The organism is Klenkia sp. AC732 (assembly GCF_979256525.1).
This window is the reverse complement of the sequence record NZ_CEEDOS010000007.1, coordinates 112,036-128,024: the sequence shown is the minus strand read 5'-3', so window position 1 is coordinate 128,024 and position 15,989 is coordinate 112,036. Positions and strand designations below refer to the sequence as shown.

General features: G+C 75.6%; 15 protein-coding genes. 8 read left to right on the top strand and 7 right to left on the bottom strand.

The genetic code is table 11. The annotated features are described in order from the left end of the window. The first annotated feature begins 80 nt into the window (after positions 1-80). The 4 genes from AC0IVP_RS05185 (at position 81) to AC0IVP_RS05170 (ending at position 2,751) form a co-directional block, all read left to right on the top strand. Entirely contained in the window at positions 81-713 is a 633-nt protein-coding gene (locus tag AC0IVP_RS05185; protein ID WP_056298921.1) for a DUF3618 domain-containing protein, read from the top strand. A 198-nt stretch (positions 714-911) separates the two neighbouring features. Continuing rightward, positions 912-1,367, top strand: a complete 456-nt coding sequence (locus AC0IVP_RS05180) for a hypothetical protein (RefSeq protein WP_471755054.1) — start codon at positions 912-914, stop codon at positions 1,365-1,367. Continuing rightward, positions 1,364-2,539: a zinc-dependent alcohol dehydrogenase gene (locus AC0IVP_RS05175; protein WP_471755052.1), complete on the top strand. Its 1,176-nt coding sequence runs from the start codon at positions 1,364-1,366 to the stop codon at positions 2,537-2,539. The genes AC0IVP_RS05180 and AC0IVP_RS05175 overlap by 4 nt, the downstream gene beginning before the upstream one ends. Continuing rightward, entirely contained in the window at positions 2,536-2,751 is a 216-nt protein-coding gene (locus AC0IVP_RS05170; RefSeq protein ID WP_471755050.1) for a hypothetical protein, read from the top strand. Before AC0IVP_RS05175 ends, AC0IVP_RS05170 begins: the two co-directional genes overlap by 4 nt. Before the next feature lie 76 nt (positions 2,752-2,827). Here AC0IVP_RS05170 and AC0IVP_RS05165 read toward each other — a convergent pair whose 3' ends face one another. Further along, positions 2,828-4,354, bottom strand: coding sequence for an LCP family protein (locus AC0IVP_RS05165; protein ID WP_471755048.1), 1,527 nt, complete (start codon positions 4,352-4,354; stop codon positions 2,828-2,830). 202 nt (positions 4,355-4,556) lie between these two features. Here AC0IVP_RS05165 and AC0IVP_RS05160 point away from each other — a divergent pair, with 202 nt between their 5' ends. Further along, positions 4,557-5,036, top strand: a complete 480-nt coding sequence (locus AC0IVP_RS05160) for a GNAT family N-acetyltransferase (protein ID WP_471755046.1) — start codon at positions 4,557-4,559, stop codon at positions 5,034-5,036. Between the two features lie 5 nt (positions 5,037-5,041). Here AC0IVP_RS05160 and AC0IVP_RS05155 read toward each other — a convergent pair whose 3' ends face one another. Together AC0IVP_RS05155 and AC0IVP_RS05150 are read right to left on the bottom strand one after the other, a co-directional pair. Next, a complete protein-coding gene (locus AC0IVP_RS05155; protein WP_157519534.1) occupies positions 5,042-6,796 on the bottom strand; it encodes a putative bifunctional diguanylate cyclase/phosphodiesterase in 1,755 nt (584 codons plus the stop codon). A gap of 106 nt (positions 6,797-6,902) precedes the next feature. Further along, a complete protein-coding gene (locus AC0IVP_RS05150; RefSeq protein WP_471755044.1) occupies positions 6,903-7,511 on the bottom strand; it encodes a DUF1349 domain-containing protein in 609 nt (202 codons plus the stop codon). 17 nt (positions 7,512-7,528) lie between these two features. On the opposite strand from AC0IVP_RS05150, the gene AC0IVP_RS05145 reads away from it, so the two are divergent. After that, a complete protein-coding gene (locus AC0IVP_RS05145; protein WP_056298901.1) occupies positions 7,529-7,915 on the top strand; it encodes a VOC family protein in 387 nt (128 codons plus the stop codon). Here the strand turns inward: AC0IVP_RS05145 and AC0IVP_RS05140 are convergent. The 3 genes from AC0IVP_RS05140 to AC0IVP_RS05130 all read right to left on the bottom strand — a co-directional run bounded on the left by AC0IVP_RS05140 (position 7,912) and on the right by AC0IVP_RS05130 (position 10,885). After that, positions 7,912-8,715, bottom strand: coding sequence for an SDR family NAD(P)-dependent oxidoreductase (locus AC0IVP_RS05140; protein ID WP_056298898.1), 804 nt, complete (start codon positions 8,713-8,715; stop codon positions 7,912-7,914). The two genes, AC0IVP_RS05145 and AC0IVP_RS05140, sit on opposite strands and share 4 nt — an antisense overlap. Further along, positions 8,708-9,565 (bottom strand): alpha/beta fold hydrolase, encoded by an 858-nt coding sequence (locus tag AC0IVP_RS05135; protein WP_471755042.1) that lies wholly within the window; start codon positions 9,563-9,565, stop codon positions 8,708-8,710. Before AC0IVP_RS05135 ends, AC0IVP_RS05140 begins: the two co-directional genes overlap by 8 nt. 117 nt (positions 9,566-9,682) lie before the next feature. Continuing rightward, complete coding sequence (locus tag AC0IVP_RS05130) at positions 9,683-10,885, bottom strand: PucR family transcriptional regulator (RefSeq protein ID WP_471755040.1); 1,203 nt, start codon at positions 10,883-10,885, stop codon at positions 9,683-9,685. A gap of 413 nt (positions 10,886-11,298) precedes the next feature. On the opposite strand from AC0IVP_RS05130, the gene AC0IVP_RS05125 reads away from it, so the two are divergent. Continuing rightward, positions 11,299-13,170 (top strand): HNH endonuclease signature motif containing protein, encoded by a 1,872-nt coding sequence (locus tag AC0IVP_RS05125; protein ID WP_471755038.1) that lies wholly within the window; start codon positions 11,299-11,301, stop codon positions 13,168-13,170. A gap of 85 nt (positions 13,171-13,255) precedes the next feature. On the opposite strand, the gene AC0IVP_RS05120 is transcribed toward AC0IVP_RS05125, so the two are convergent. Beyond that, on the bottom strand, positions 13,256-14,947 hold the full coding sequence (locus tag AC0IVP_RS05120) for a bifunctional 3'-5' exonuclease/DNA polymerase (RefSeq protein WP_471755036.1): 1,692 nt from the start codon (positions 14,945-14,947) through the stop codon (positions 13,256-13,258). Positions 14,948-15,095: 148 nt separating this feature from the next. On the opposite strand from AC0IVP_RS05120, the gene AC0IVP_RS05115 reads away from it, so the two are divergent. Then, positions 15,096-15,974 (top strand): dioxygenase family protein, encoded by an 879-nt coding sequence (locus AC0IVP_RS05115; protein WP_471755034.1) that lies wholly within the window; start codon positions 15,096-15,098, stop codon positions 15,972-15,974. The last annotated feature ends 15 nt before the right edge of the window (positions 15,975-15,989 follow it).

Below are 15,989 nucleotides of genomic sequence, written 5' to 3'. Positions count from 1 at the left end.
CTGCAGGGTCTCCACCGTCCGCTCCGGCTTGGGGTTCACCGTCTTGAGCTGCTTGCGGCCCATGACGAAGAGGACCCACCATGACCAGCAGTGACCCGGACGTCATCCGGCAGCAGATCGAGGACACCCGCGCCAACCTCAGCTACGACGTCGACGCGCTCAACGAGAAGGTGAACCCGGCCCGCGTCGTCGACCGCCGGGTGACCCGGACCAAGGCCTCCGTGGACAACCTGCGCAGCCGGGTGATGGGCTCCGCCGAGTCCGGTGGCAGCAAGGTCGGCGACGCCGCCCACCAGGCCACCGACTCGGTCCGTGGGGCCGCGCAGAGCGCCGCCGACACGGTCGGCCAGACGCCGGACGCCGTCGTCAGCAAGACCCAGGGCAACCCGATGGCCGCGGGCCTCATCGCCTTCGGCGTGGGCTGGCTGGTGTCCTCGCTGCTGCCGACCACGGAGAAGGAGAAGCAGCTGGCCGGCCAGGCCGAGACCGCGGTCAAGGAGCACTCGCAGCCGCTGGTCGACGCCGCGAAGCAGGCCGCCCAGGAGGCCGGGGAGGCCCTGAAGCCGGCCGCCCAGGAGGCCGTCGAGTCGGTCAAGGGCACCGCCCAGGACGCCGTCGCGACGGTCAAGGAGGAGGGCCAGTCGGCCGCCGGGGACGTGCAGGGCCAGGCCCAGCAGTCCCGCGAGAACGTGCAGGGCGCCAGCTCCAGCTGAGCCCCGGGGGAGGGCGGCCTGCGGGCCGCCCTCCCCGCGCGACCACCCCGAGACCAGGAGGACCACCCGTGCCCGGACGGTCGACCCGCGCGGAGGTCGTCGGCTCCGCCACCGCGGGGGGCGCGCTGTGCCCGGGCGCACTGGCGCTGGACGAGCGCCGGACCACCACCCGCTGACCCACTCTCGGAGGTACCCCCCATGGCCCTGGACCAGTTGCTCACCCGCGTCGCCGGGGCGGGGGGTGCCGCCCTCGCCAAGCTGCAGCACACCCGGATCCCCGGCATCGGGCAGGCGTCCACCACCGAGCCGGCCGACGTGTCCGCCGCCCGGTGGCGCGCGGTCACCGTGCTCGCCGACCCCGACGAGCTGACCGGCCCGTTCCCCGAGCTCGACGCCCTGGGACCCGACCTCCAGGTACGGACGACACCCGCCCCGGGCGGTCGGGGCACCGAGCTCGCCGGCCGCTTCCGCGGCACCCCGGACGCCGAGCGCATCGGGGAGCTGCGCGCCGCACTGCGCCGGACCAAGCAGGTCGTCGAGGTCGGTGAGGTCCTGCGGGTCGACCCGCAGCCGCACGGACGCCGGGCGGCCACCCCGCAGGGCGCCGCGCTCGAGGGCGCGGCCGCGCGGGCTCCGAAGGAGGGTGTGCTGTGAAGGCCGCCGTGTGGGCCGGGGTCAACGAGGTCGCCGTCGAGGACGTGCCCGAGCCCCAGCTGCTCAACTCCCACGACGTCATCCTCAAGATCAGCAAGACGGTCACCTGCGGGTCGGACCTGCACCTGATCGGTGGCTACATCCCGGCGATGCGCACCGGCGACGTCCTCGGCCACGAGTTCACCGGCGAGGTCGTCGAGGTCGGGTCCGGGGTGCGGAAGGTGGCGGTGGGGGACCGGGTCGTCGTCCCGTCCTTCGTGGCGTGCGGCAACTGCTGGTACTGCCGGCAGGAGCTGTACTCCCTGTGCGACAACGGCAACCCAGACCCGGGCATCACCGAGGGACTGTGGGGCCAGAGCCCCGGCGGCTGCTTCGGCTACTCCCACGCGATGGGCGGCTACGCCGGTAGCCACGCCGAGTACATGCGGGTGCCCTACGCCGACGTCGGGTGCTTCCTCGTCCCCGACGGGGTGTCGGACACCCGGGCGCTGTTCGCCTCGGACTCGGTGACCACCGGCTGGACCGGTGCGCACCTGGGCGGTACGAAGCCCGGGGACGTCGTCGCCGTGTGGGGGGCCGGCGCGGTGGGCCAGATGGCCGCCCGCGCCGCGATGCTGCTGGGTGCCGAGCAGGTCGTGGTCATCGACCGGCTGCCCGAGCGGCTGGCCCAGGTCCGCCAGCACGTCGGGGCCGAGGCGGTCGACTACAGCACCACCGACGTCGTCGCCGAGCTGCGCGAGCGCACCGGGGGCCGCGGGCCCGACGTGTGCATCGAGGCCGTGGGCATGGAGGCGCACGGCACCGGCGTGACCGGCGTGTACGACCAGCTCAAGCAGCAGCTGCGGTTGCAGACCGACCGGCCGGTCGCCGTCCGTGAGGCGGTGCGGGCCTGCCGCAAGGGGGGCAGCGTCTTCGTGCTCGGCGTCGTCGCCGGGATGGTCGACAAGTTCCCGCTGGGCGCCGTCATGAACAAGGGGCTCACGCTGCGCGGCGCGCAGCAGCACGGGCAGCGCTACGTTCCCGAGATCCTCGGCCACATGGAGCGCGGCGAGCTGACCACCGAGCACCTGGCCACCCACACCATGCCGCTGTCCCAGGCCGCGGAGGGGTACCGCATCTTCAAGGACAAGGTGGACGGCTGCGTCCGGACCGTCTTCGAGCCGGGCTCGTGAGCGAGGAGCAGCGGGGCCGGGTGCCCCGCAAGGTGGGCCGCACCTACGTGCTGGGCGCCATCGTCGTCGCGATCGTCATCGTCTTCTCGGTGCTGCTCGGGGTCAGCCAGTGCGCCCCGAACGACCCCGACAGCGGAGACGACCCCGGGCAGGGGAACGCGGTCGAGCAGCTGGTGGGCGTCGACGACCGCGCGTTGCGCGTCGAGACCTGACCGGGCGCCTATCAGGGCGTGTCTGATGCGCACTCCTGGCCAGGACTGCGTACCGGGCACGCCCTGATGGCGGGCGTCAGGCGATGCAGCTGGTGTCCTCCGCGGTGCGCTCGACGGAGGCGTACGTGCCGTCGGTGGGGGCGGCCTCCTCCACGGTGACGGGCTGGCCGATCCCGTTGAAGTCCGAGCCGAGGACCAGCTGGACGCCGGCGCCGGGGGCGAGCGTGTCGTCGGCGACGACGGCGGCACCGGGGACCTGAGCGGCCAGCACGGCGGCCTGGGCCTCCTCACCGCTGCGGTGCAGGACGGTGGTGGTGTCGCTGGACTCGGGGGCGTTGCCACCCACGGTGGCCGGGAAGCCGGCGGCGCCGAGCTCCTCGGCGGCCGACGCCGCGGCACCGGACACGCCGGACCCGTTGAGCACCGTGACGTCGACCTCAGCGGGCGCCGGGGCGTCCTCGGTGGGGACGACGGTGGGCGCGGCCGGGGTGGTCGGCGTCCCCAGGCCGGCGAAGAAGTCGCGCAGCGCGTCGTCGTCGACCGCCTGCAGGACCGAGGCGCCGTCGACGGTGGCGTCGGTGATGCCGGGGATGGTCTGGAAGGTGATGTTGCCGGGGCGGACCGACTGCATCTGGCCGGCGAGCTGGAAGAGGTCCAGACCCTGGTCGACGGCGACGCTGGTGCCGACCTGCTCGATGACCTCACGCTGCTTGACCGGGTTGAGCAGCAGGTCCGAGGACAGCACGTTGCGCAGCAGCCCGGCGATGAACGCCTGCTGGCGCACCTGCCGGTCCAGGTCGGTGCTGTTGACCCCGATGTGGTGCCGCTGCCGGACGAAGGCCAGCGCGGCGGCGCCGCTGATCGTCTGCGGCCCGGCCTCGAAGTCGGCGCCGGACATGTCGTCCTGCGAGGGCTCGCAGAGGTTGACCTCGACCCCGCCGACGATGGTGGTCAGGTTGATGAAGCCGAGCAGGTTGACCTCGGCGTAGTGGTCGATCTGGACGCCGGTCGTCTGGCTGATCGTCTGGATGAGCAGTTGCGCGCCGGCGGAGTTCTTCGCGGCCTCGTCGCCGTCGGTGTCGTTGTAGCCGAACCCGAAGGCCGAGTTCAGCTTGTTCGACCCGTGCCCGGGGATGGGCACGTACAGGTCGCGGGGGATGGAGACGAAGGACGCCGCGGACCCGTCGGCGGGGATGTGCACCAGGATCATCGTGTCGGTGTTCAGCAGACCCGAGGGGTCGCCGGTGCTGAACTCGGCGACCTGCTCGGGGGTCAGACCCGCGCGGGAGTCGCGGCCCACCAGCAGCAGGTTCATCTCCTGCCCGGCGTGCCCGGTGCCCGAGGCGTCGACGTTGCCGTCGGTGGGGATCGCGTCGGTGCGGGTGATGCTGGCCTCGGCCACCCGGGCCAGGTACCAGCCCCAGCCACTGCCGCCCATGACGACCACGGCCATCACCCCGGCCAGCAGCCGCACGGCGGTCGCCACCCGGCGGGCCGAGCCGGCGGAGCGGCCGGCGGTCTGCTCGGGGTCGCGGCGGGGGCGGCCGGCCCGGGGGTCCAGCCGCGGGGGCAGCTGCGTCCCGGGGACGTCGTCGCGTGGCACAGGGGCACTCCGGCTCGGGTCGTGACCTGGACGGTCGGGTCGCGGTCGGGTCGTGACCGGCTGGTGGTCTCTCGGCACCGAGGGTGACATGGGGAGTGGGCCGGGGCCGGTAGGCGAGCGCGTCGGACCGGCCCGTCACCCCTCCAGTCCCAGGCGTCCCCGCGCCCGTGGCCCGGGTCACCGCGACGGCGAGGATGGGCGGGTGACGACCCCGTGGATCACGTCCGTCGTCCCCGGTCGGGACGACGACCTCGCCTTCCGGCTCCAGCAGCTGCAGCGCGAGGCCTACCGGGTGGAGGCCGCGCTGATCGGTGACGACCGCATCCCGCCGTTGCACGAGACGCTCGCGGAGCTGCGTGCGGCACCCCTGCAGTGGCTGGCCGCCACCGGTCCGGACGGGCTCGTGGGCGCGGTGGCCTGGACGGCCGCGCCGGAGGGCCTCGACGTCGACCGGCTGGTGGTCGCCCCCTCGGCCCACCGTCGCGGGGTGGGGACGGCGCTGCTGGCCGCCGTCCTCGACCGGGCCGCGGGACGACCGACCACGGTGTCGACCGGGCGGGCCAACGCGCCCGCCCGGGCAATCTACACGCGGACGGGCTTCGTCGAGCTGGGTCACCGCGAGGTCCTGCCGGGCCTCTGGACGACGCAGCTGGTGCACCCGGGCCGGTGCCCCGCAGGGTGACCGGTTCAGTCCCGCGTCGGTCGTGGGGAGGGCGCCGGCAGCGGGCCGGGGCGGCCGAACAGCCAGCCCTGTCCGTAGCGGCAGCCCATCGAGGTCAACAGGTCGCGCTGCTCCACGGTCTCGACGCCCTCCGCGGTCACCGCCAGGCCGGTCCGGTCGGCGAAGGCCACCAGCAGCTGCACGAGCGCCCGGTCCTTGACGTCGTCCACGGCGCCGGCGACGTAGGACCGGTCGATCTTGATCCCGTCGGTGTCGACGTCGCGCAGGTGCCGCAGGGAGGTGTCCCCGGCCCCGACGTCGTCCAGGGTGAGTGCGACCCCGGCGCGGCGCAGCGCTGACAGGGTGTCGGCGACGGCGTCCAGCTGGTCGACCAGGAGGTGCTCGGGCACCTCGATCCGCAGCCGCTCCGGCGGCAGGCCGCCCGCGCCGGCCGCGGCCAGCACCTGGTCCAGGAACCCGGGGGCCAGCAGGGTCGCCGGGCTGACGTTGACGTTCAGGAAGGGCCCGTCGGTGGACCAGGTGGCGAACTCCCGGCACGCGGTGCGCAGCACCCAGTCGTCGAGGTCGGGCAGCTGGCCCCGGCGGTCGACCGCGGGCAGGAAGGCCCCCGGCGCCAGCAGCCCCAGCCGCGGGTGCCGCCAGCGCACGAGCGCCTCCAGGCTGACCACCCGGCCGGTGGTCATCTCCACGATGGGCTGGTAGTCCAGGACGAGCTCGCCGGCTGCTGCGGCGGCACCGATGGTGGAGTTCTGCAGCGGGTCGACGTCGGCGGCGGCGTGGACCAGGACGGGCTCGGACGCGGCGTCGCCACCGGCCCGCTTGGTCGTGTACATCGCCAGGTCGGCGGCGCGGACGAGGTCGCCGGCGTCGATGGCCGCGCCCGGGGCGCAGACGGCCACGCCGGCCGAGGCCCGGACACCGCCCGGCGTGGCCCGGCCGACCCGGGACACCGCGGCGTGCAGCCGGCCGGCGATGGCGGCAGCGGTGCCCGTCGCCGTCCCTCCGCCGTCGATGTCCAGGCAGACGGCGAACTCGTCGCCGCCGAGCCGGGCGGCCAGGTCCGTGGGGCGGGCGACCCGGCGCAGCTCGGCGGCCACCGCCACGAGCAGCTCGTCGCCGGTCTCGTGGCCCCAGGTGTCGTTGACCGCCTTGAACCCGTCGAGGTCGAAGAAGACGACGGCGCTCTGGTGCCCGGGCTGGGTGGCGCTGCGCCGGCAGGACTCCTCGACCCGGCCGAAGAAGGCGGCCCGGTTGGCCAGCCCGGTGAGCGGGTCGGTCAGTGCCCGCTCGGCGAGTGCCCGGGCCAGGGCGGCCAGCAGCGCCGGCATGGCCACTGCGGCGGTGCCCGACTCGGTGGCGACCAGCACCGGGTCGTGGACGAAGCCGGGCGAGCGGGTGATGGCGCGGGAGGCGGCCTCGACGACGCCGGTGCCCGGGGTGAGGAGCAGGGCGTCCCACTGGGCGGTGTCCAGGAGCTCGCGGCGGGCGTGCAGCGACCGGCCGTAGCCGAAGGGGCCGCTCATCAGGGCGTCGAACCGGGTGCGTTCCAGCAGGCCGCGCAGGGCCGGGACGGTGGGGTGGGCGACCGCGACGCAGGGCACCTCCGGGTGCCGGGCGAAGACCCGGTCGACCTGCTCCATGGTCGTGTCGGCCGCCAGCACCGGGACGGGGCGGGCCAGCGCGGCCAGGCCGGGGAGCCCGGCGTCAGCGTCGTGGAGGGCGGTCAGGTGGCCTCGGTCCAGGCCGAGCACGTCGATCACGTCCCTGGTGTCGACGGCGACCGACCCCCGCCCCAGGGCCGGTGCCGCTCCCTCACCCGGGCGGGCGAGGTCCCCGGGCCCACGTCGCGAGCTGTTCACCGGCGGGTCATCCACCGGTCGTCCCGGCCCCCTCGTCGTGCAGGGCGGCGTCCGGGGCGGTCCGCCGCCAGCCGGTGAAGACGACGGTCAGCCCGGCCCGGGTCGGGGCGCAGCAGTAGGGCCCGGCGCGCAGCTCGAGGGCCGGGTCGACGTGTGCGACCCGGACCAGCCGGTACGGCTCGTCGTCCACCCGCGCCCGCACGGTCACCGCGTCGCCGTCCCGGCTGGCGCGGACCGTCACCCGGCGGCCGGCCCAGTCGGGCACCGGGGCCACCGACCAGTCCGACGTGCCGTGCGTGACGACGGCGCCGACCTGCGGCACGCCGTCGGACACCTCGACCCCGGCCTTCACCCACTCCTGAGCGCCGGCGCGCAGCAGCAGCCCGGCCTGGTCGAACTGCCGGCCGTAGGCGACGTCGAAGGACACCTCGAGGGCGTCCCGGGCGCCGAAGGGGGCGAGCAGGCCGTGCGCGTCGTCGTGCACGAAGCCGTAGGAGGTGTGCCGCCAGGCGTCGCTGCCCTCGACGGCGGTGACCCGCAGCGTGCCGTCGACGTGTTCGACGGCGGCCGGTGCGGTGGTCCAGGAGGCGGCGGCGAGCAGCTCGGGGTCGATCACGGGTCCATCATCGACCGATGGACGTCCTCAGCAGCAGGCTGCTCCTGCGGCCCACCGACCCCGATGCCAGCCACGCCTTCTACGCCGGCACGCTGGGGCTGGCCGTGCACCGGGAGTTCGGGCCACCCGAGCACCGGGGCGTCGTGTACTTCCTGGGGGGCGGCGGGCTGCTCGAGGTGTCCGGCCGCGGGGACACCGCACCGGCCGGGATGAGCCTGTGGCTGCAGGTCCGCGACGTGCACGCCGAGCACGACCGGCTGGCCGCGCTCGGCGTCCCGGTCACCCGCGGCCCGGTGCGCGAGCCGTGGGGGCTGGTCGAGTGCTGGGTGGCCGACCCCGACGGCGTCCCCGTCGTGCTCGTCGAGGTGCCTGCCGACCACCCGCTGCGGCGGGACCAGCGCTAGAGCACCCGGGCCGCCAGCCCGCCGTCGACGGGCAGCAGCACCCCGTTGACGTACCGCGACTCGTCCGAGGCCAGGAACAACGCGGCGTCCGCGACGTCCTGGGCGGAGCCCATCCGACCGGTCGGGCTCTGCGCGTCCCGCTCGGCCCGGACCCGGTCGGGCGCCGCGTCCCCGGCGAGCTGTTGGTAGACGAGCGGGGTGTCGATCAGCCCGGCCAGCACCGCGTTCACCCGCACCCCGCGCGCGGCGTGCTGCAGGGCCAGCGAGCGGGTCAGCTGGTTGACCCCCGCCTTGGCCGCGGCGTAGGCCGGGTAGGGGTAGCCGGTCCAGCGGATCGACGCCGTCGAGGACACGTTGACCATCGACCCGCCGCGCACCAGCAGGTGCGGCAGCGTGGCCTGCGCGGTGAGGAAGACGCTGTCCAGGTTCAGCGCCAGCGTCCGCTGCCAGTCGGCCAGGGTCAGCTCGTCGACCCCGCCCAGCCGGGTCGCGCCCACCGTGTTCTGCACGACGTCCAGCCGGCCGTGCTCGTCGATCGCCGCGGCGACCGCGTCCTGCACCTGCTCGCCGTCGGTCACGTCGGCGACCAGTGCCAGTGCCTCCCCGCCCTCGGCCCGGACGACGTCCACCGTGCGTCCGGCGGCCGCGACGTCCCGGTCGACGACGACGACCCGGGCACCGTGCCGGGCGAACGTGGTGGCGGTGGCTGCCCCGATGCTGGTGACGCCGTCCGGGCCGCCGGTGTTCAGCCCACCGCCGAAGACGATCGCGACCTTGCCGGCCAGCCGCCCGTCAGCCACGGGGGCCGGGGGTGCCGGCGATGAAGTCCAACAGCACACGGGTGAAGTGCGCCGGGCCCTCGTAGAACGGGAAGTGCGAGCCGCCCTCGTCGGCGCCGAAGGTCCGCAACCGTGCGCCGGGGACGTGCTCGGCGGTCCACTGCTGGGACGCCGGCGCGACGTGGCTGACCTCCCCGGCCACCACCAGCGTGGGGACGTCGATGCGCGGCAGCACGTCCCGCCAGTCCTGCATGGCGTGGTCCAGCAGCAGCCGGGCGCCCCACGGGCCGGGCATCTGCATGTTCTCCCCGAACAGGAACGCCAGGTCGTCCTCGGGCAGCACGTCGGACAGCATCGAGACCAGGAACGCGCGGCGGGTCTCGGTCGCATCGGGCGCACCGACCGCACCGACGAACCCCTCGGTGCTCGGGAAGTCCAGGATCGCGCCGGCTGCGGCACCCTCCTCCGGCGTCATCCAGGGCAGCACGACGCACGCGCTGGGCTGGTCGACGACCACCAGGGAGTCCAGCGCGCCGGTGCCCTGGTTGTCGATGTGGCTCCAGGCCACCGAGGCACCCATCGAGTGCCCGACCAGGTCGTAGGAGCCGATGCCCAGGTGCGCGACGAGCTCGGCGAGGTCGGCGGCCAGCCGGGCGACCCGGGTACCGTGGTCGGGCTTGCCGGAGCGGCCGTGGCCGCGGTGGTCGTAGCTGACGACGCGGTGCTGCGCGGCCAGCGCCGGGACGGCGCGGTCCCAGGTGGCCCTCGACTGCGACCAGCCGTGCAACAGCACCAGGGTGCGCCCGCTGGCCGTGGCACCGGTGTCCCGGAAGTCGATCTCGACGCCGTCGGTGGTGGTGAACGTGGCCATGTCGTGCCTCCTGCCGGGTCGCCGTCGACCCACCGGGTGATCATCGGTCGCCTGTGACGGCGGACACCACGGCCGCGGCGAGCGCGGTGGGCCCCTCACGTGCTCGCTGGCGAGGACTCAGCCGTCCAGCAGCCGCGCGACGGTGAGCCCCAGGTGCAGGCGCAGCCGGGTGCCGCCGTCGTCGAGGTCGGCGCCGGTGAGCTCGCGGACCCGGTCCAGCCGGTGGTGCAGCGTCGTGCGGTGCACCCGCAGGGCGTCGGCGGCTGCCGGGGCGTTGCCGCCGGCGTCCAGCCAGGCGGTGAGGGTGTCGGTCAGCCGGCCCTGTGGGTCCCCGGCGGCCAGCGCGGCCAGCTCCACGGGCAGTGCGGTCTCGTCCCACTCCTCTCGGGGCACCCGCAGCAGCACGCCGGCCACGCCCAGCCCGTCGGCGTCCACCACCGGCCCGGGTGCCAACCGGGGCACCGCGCGGGTGGCCAGCTCGGCCTGTCGGTGCGACGTCCACGCCCGGTCCAGCCCTTCGACGGCGGGGCCGGTGCCGGCGACGCAGCCGAACCGGCCGGCGGCCACCGCGGCCACCTCCGCGACGGCGAGGCCCGCGAGGCCGGCGACCGTGGCGTCCTCCGTCGGGCCGGCGGTCACCAGCAACGCGCTGCCGCCGGCGTCGGTGACGGCCCCGAGGACGGTGCCCGCCGACCGTGAGGTCAGCGCGACCAGGCCGCGCCGGACCGCGGCCCGGCCGTGCTCGGTGTCCGCGGGGGCGACGCCGTCCAGGGCGAGCACGACCGCGCGGACGTGCCGGCCCGTGGGCAGCGCACCGGTCCGGGCCAGCTCGGCCCGCGCCGCCGTCCGGGCGGCCGGGTCGCGGCCCACCAGCGCGGTGACGACGGCGTCCCGGGCGGCCGTCGCGGCGTCGGCGGCGTGCCGGTCGCCGACCAGCACCGCGGCCAGCTCGCCGGCGGCCGACCCGATCACCGCGACCTCGTCGTCGGCCAGCGCGGACGCCACGTCGATGACCATCAGCAGGCCCAGCAGCTCGCCCTGCCAGCGCAACGGCACGCACCAGCGCGGGTGCATCCCGATCGAGGGCTCCGCCGGGATCCAGCCCGCCTGACGCCAGGACGCGACCCCGGAACCCAGCACGTGCGCCACGGCCGCGGGCCCGGCGTCGCGCTGCAGCACCGCGCGCACCCGGACGTCGTCCTCGTCGCCGAAGTGCCGGCTGGTGACCAGCATCCGGACCTGCGGGTCGTCGACGACCACCGAGCGCTGCAGCCGCTCGGCCAGCGCGTCGACCAGCTGCTGGACCCGGTCGGACGGCACCCGCGCAGCCTAGGGCCGGGCTGTCTCTGCCCCCGTCCCGTGCAGTCCGGCGGCCGGGCTCTGCGACCGGGGGCGCGTTCGGCGGGCCACCCTGTCGCCCCGTCCACCCGGGTCCGCGATCCACCTGCGCCGTCCCGCAGTCCTGCCCGGACGACTCCCGGCGGGAGAGTCGCGTCAGCAGTCGGTCTGGTGTCCCTGGTGATTGCATCCGCCGCCCCGAGCCGGCCTTCTCCGTGGGTGGGCGAACAGGTCGACACGCTGAGGCCGTCCCTCTCCCGCGGCGGAGTGAGCACGGGCGTAGCGGTCGGCTGCCTTCGTCCTGAGCTGCACGTTTGCCTTGTCCGGACGCGACAGGTGCGTTAGGGTTCGTACAGGTGTTCGAACCGAGCGCGAGGTGGGACGTGGAGCAGGTCGTGACCAGGACGCGGTTCGGCGTCTCCCTCGGTGTCAGGCAGGTCGAGGTGTTCACCTCAGCTGCTGCCCGGGCCACCGTGCTGGAGGCCGAGCGGGTCGCCCAGGTGGCTGCGGGGCTCCTGCCGGCCGACGTCAGCGTCCGGCCCACCCGCCTGGCGGAGCTGCTGGTCACCGGACGCAGCGACCGCGCCGCGGTGCACGCCGTCCTGCGCGACGTGGCCGAGGCCCAGGCCCAGCTGCACGCGCTGCAGGCAGCAGCTGTCTCCCGGCTCGCCGCCCTGCAGCCGACCCAGGAACGCCTGCCCGGTGCCCGCGCCGACGACCCGTCCACCCCGGACCGGCCGGACGACTGGGTGGCCGACGAGGTCGCTGTGGTGCTGGGCATCAGCGTCGGGTCCGCCTCGGCGCTGGTGGACGAGCAGCGGGTGCTCGCCGAGCAGCTGCCGCGGGTGTGGGCCGCCCTGGCGGACGGGGAGATCGACGTCCGGCGGTGCCAGGTGCTGGTCGACGCCCTCGGCCACCGCAAGCGCTCCGCGGGCGGCGGGATGGACGACGACGTCGTCGACCACGTGGCGGCCCTGGGCCTCGCCTGGATCGGCGAGGGCCTGGGCCCGACCCCACTCGCAGACCGGGTGGCCGGGGCGCTGATCGCCGCGGACCCGGCGGAGGCCGCACGGCGGGCCGAGCGCCGCCGGCGGAAGCAGAACGTGACGACGGCGGGGTCCGGGGACGGCCTCGCGGGACTGCGGGCCGACCTGCTGGACGCCGCCGACGCCGCCGCGATGCAGTCCGTGGTCGACGCCATGGCCGCGGTGATGCGGAAGGGCGGTGACCGCCGCCCGATCGGGCAGCTCCGCGTGGACGCGCTGCGCCAGCTGCTGACTCGGCCCTGGGAGACGCTCCCCGAGGACGTGGCCCGCGCCAGCTGGCAGCTGCGCCTGCGGGTGGACCTGGCCGACCTCCACGACCACCGCGACGACCACCCCGACCACCTGGCTCCCGTCCTGACCGCGGGAGCTGCCGCACCGGTGGGTCCGGCGCCGTGCGCTGCGGGGGCCGAGGCCCTGGACGCAGTCGCGGCTGCGCGAGGGCCACGGACGCCGGGGACGGCGTCGATCGGTGGACTGAGCGTCGGTCCGGTCGCGGTGGCCGAGCTGCTGGCTCGGTCCGGTGCCCTGGCCGGTCACCGCACCGGCGGACGGGTCGACGGGGGTCAGGTCTGGTTCGAGGTCGTCGACAGCGCCGGCCGGTTGCGGGCGGTCGCGTCACCGTCCGAGGCGCGTTCCGCACACCGTCGTGGCGCGGGACTGGGTCCACCGCCCGAGGTCCAGGGGTACGTGCCGAGTGCCGCGCAGGTCCGTTTCGTCAAGGCCCGCGACCAGCACTGCCGCTTCCCCGGCTGCCACCGACCAGCCGACCTCGTCGACCTCGACCACGTCGTCCCACGCGACCACCACGACCCCGGGGCCGGCGGACCGACGTGCGTCACGAACCTGGCCTGCCTCTGCCGCCGGCACCACCGGCTCAAGACCCACGCTCCGGGCTGGGCGTTCGCCATGGACGCCGACGGGACCCTGCACGTCACCCCGCCCGGCGGACGGACCCGCACCACCCGGCCCGTGGCCGTCGCCGAGGCGCACGTGGCGGCCGGCACCCAGCCGGACACGTTCACCGAGCTGTTCGGCCGCACCCCCCGGCAGTACCGCACCCCCACTCCCGAGGAGCGTGCCCGCCGTCGGGCCACCGCCGCGGAGCGCGCCGGCGTCGCGGCCGAGATCAGCGCCGAACTCGAGGTGGCGAGAGCTCGCCGGGCGGCTCAGGGGCGGGAGGTCGCAGGGGTTGCGCCGGTCCACGACGAGCCGCCGTTCTGAGCCCTGGCGGCGGCGCGTGCCGCGTCCACGCCCCGTCGCCCTCCTGAGACCGGGGCCGGATCAGGGACCAGCTGCCGCGCCGGGATCAGTCGGCCCGGACGTCGGTGTCCGGGACCTCTGCCGGCAGGTTCCCGTCCTCCGCTGCCGGGTCGAGGGGGGCGTCCGCGTCGGCCCACGAGCGGACCACCGCGACGTCGAGCGGGAAGTCCACCGGGAACGATCCGAACAGCAGCCGGCCCGCCTCCACCGCGGCGGCCCGCACCACCTCGGCAACGTCGTCGGCCAGCGCGGCCGGGGTGTGCACCACGACCTCGTCGTGCAGGAAGAAGACCAGGTGCGGGCGGTCGGTCAGCAGGCCATCGCCCAGCCGCCACAGCCGGTTGCGCAGGTCGGCCAGCCAGCACGACGCCCACTCGGCACCGGTGCCCTGCACGACGAAGTTCCGGGTGAACCGGCCCCAGGCCCGCCGCCGGGAGTCCGCCGCACGCCCGGTCGCCGGGTCGTCGGCGTCCCCCCGGGACCACGGGCCCGGACGGGGTGAACCCCGGCCCAGCAGCGTCGACACCACCTCGCCGCGCTCACCGGCCCGGGCGGCCTGCTCCACCAACCCCACTGCGGCCGGGTAGCGGCGGGTCAGCCGCGGCAGCATGGCCCCGCTCTCCCCGCGGGTGCCGCCGTACATGGCACCCAGGATGCCGAGCTTGGCCTGGGTACGGGTCTCCACAGCGCCGCTGTCGACCATGCCCTGGTAGAGGTCTCGGGCCCGGGCGGCCTCGGCCATCGCGGCGTCCCGGCTCATCCCGGCCAGCACCCGCGGCTCCAGCTGCGCGACGTCGGCGACCACGAACCGCCAGCCCTCGTCGGCGACCGCCGCCGGGCGCAGCTGCACCGGCGCACTGAGCGCACCCCCGCCCTGCGAGGCCCACCGGCCGGTGACCACGCCGGCGGGCAGGAACACCGGCCGGAACCGGCCGTCCCGCACCCAGGCGTCCAGCCACGACCAGCCGTTGGCGTGCATCAGCCGCAGCAGCTTCTTGTAGCGCAGCAGCGGCTCGACACCGGGGTGCTCGATCTCCCGCAACGTCCAGGACCGGGTGTCGGTCACCTCCAGACCCGCGGCGCGCAACGAGGCCAGCAGGTCGGTGGGGGAGTCCGGGTTCATCGCCGGTTGCCCGAACGCCGCCCGGATCTCCGGCAGCAGCCGCTCCAGCACCGCCGGGCGCTGCCCGGCGACCGGGCGCGGACCCAGCAGGTCCCGCAGCAGCCGGTCGTGCACGTCGGCCCGCCACGGCATCCCGGCGTGCTGCATCTCCGCCGCCACCAGGGCACCCGCAGACTCCGCGGCCAGCAGCAGACCCAGCCGGCGCCGCTCCGGGCTCGCCGCCAGTGCGGCCTGCTGCCGGGCCAGCTCGGCGATCGGGTCCAGCCGGTCGGCCGGGTCGGCCAACGCGAACAGCGCCGGCTCGTCGGCGGTCACCGGGGACAGGGCGTCCCAGCCGTCGGTGTCCGCCCCGGCCAGCAGCGTCTGGTCCACGTGCGCGGAGCGGCGCAGCACGCCGTGGCACAACCGCAGGTCGGTGCACCGCTCCACCCGCACCCCGGCGGCCAGCAGACCGGGGTACCAGCGGGTGGCGTCGTCCCAGACCCAGCGGGGGTGCCCGGGCTCGCGGGCGGCAACCCAGGCCGGCAGGTCCTCCCGCCCCAGCCGGGTGACCGTGCCGTCCTCGTGGGCCTCCACGTCGTCCCCTCGGCGGACGAGGACGACGGAGCGCAGCACCCGGCCAGTGTCGCCGAGGGGTCCGACGGTCTGCCGCTCACGGGGGACGCACAGCGGACGCACGCCACCCACCGAGCGTCTCCCCGCACCGTCGTCCACGACACCGCGGGACCCGGCCGGGTCCGCGCCCACCACCCGGGGAGACGACATGAGCACCGACACGGCCTACGAGGGCCGCCCGCTGGCCCGCCCCGACGACGAGGTCGTCGACCAGGGACTCCGCTTCGACCTGGACACGCTGCTCAGCCGGCGCCGGGTGCTCGGCTTCCTGGGCATCGGCGCCGCCACCGTGGGTCTGGCGGCGTGCGGTGCCTCGACCAGCAGCTCGACGGCGTCGGCGTCGGCGGAGACCGCGGCGGGGGAGATCCCCGAGGAGACCGCCGGGCCCTACCCGGGCGACGGGTCGAACGGACCCGACGTCCTCAGCCAGAGCGGCATCGTCCGCAGCGACCTCACCACCAGCTTCGGCGACCTCACCGGCACCGCCGAGGGCGTCCCGGTGACCCTCACGCTCACCGTGCAGGACCTCGCCGCTGGCGGGGCCTACGAGGGCGCCGCGGTCTACGTCTGGCACTGCACCCGGGAGGGCGGCTACTCCCTCTACTCCGACGGCATCACCGACCAGAACTACCTGCGCGGCGTCCAGGTCGCCGACGCCGACGGCGTCGTCACCTTCACCACCGTCTGGCCGGCCTGCTACGACGGGCGGTGGCCGCACGTGCACTTCGAGGTCTACCCCGACGGGGCCTCGATCAGCGACGCCGCCACCGTCGTCGCCACCTCCCAGATCGCCCTGCCGCAGGACGTCTGCGAGACCGTCTACGCCACCGAGGGCTACGAGGCGTCGGTGGCCAACCTGGCCCGGGTCAGCCTGGCCACCGACGGCGTGTTCTCCGACGGCGCCGACCTGCAGACCCCGACCGTCACCGGCTCGGTGGCCGAGGGCTACGCGGTCACCATGGACGTCGGCGTCGACACCACCACGGAGGCCGGCGGCGGCCCCGGCGGCACCCCACCAGGCCGCTGACCACCCACTCGGTGG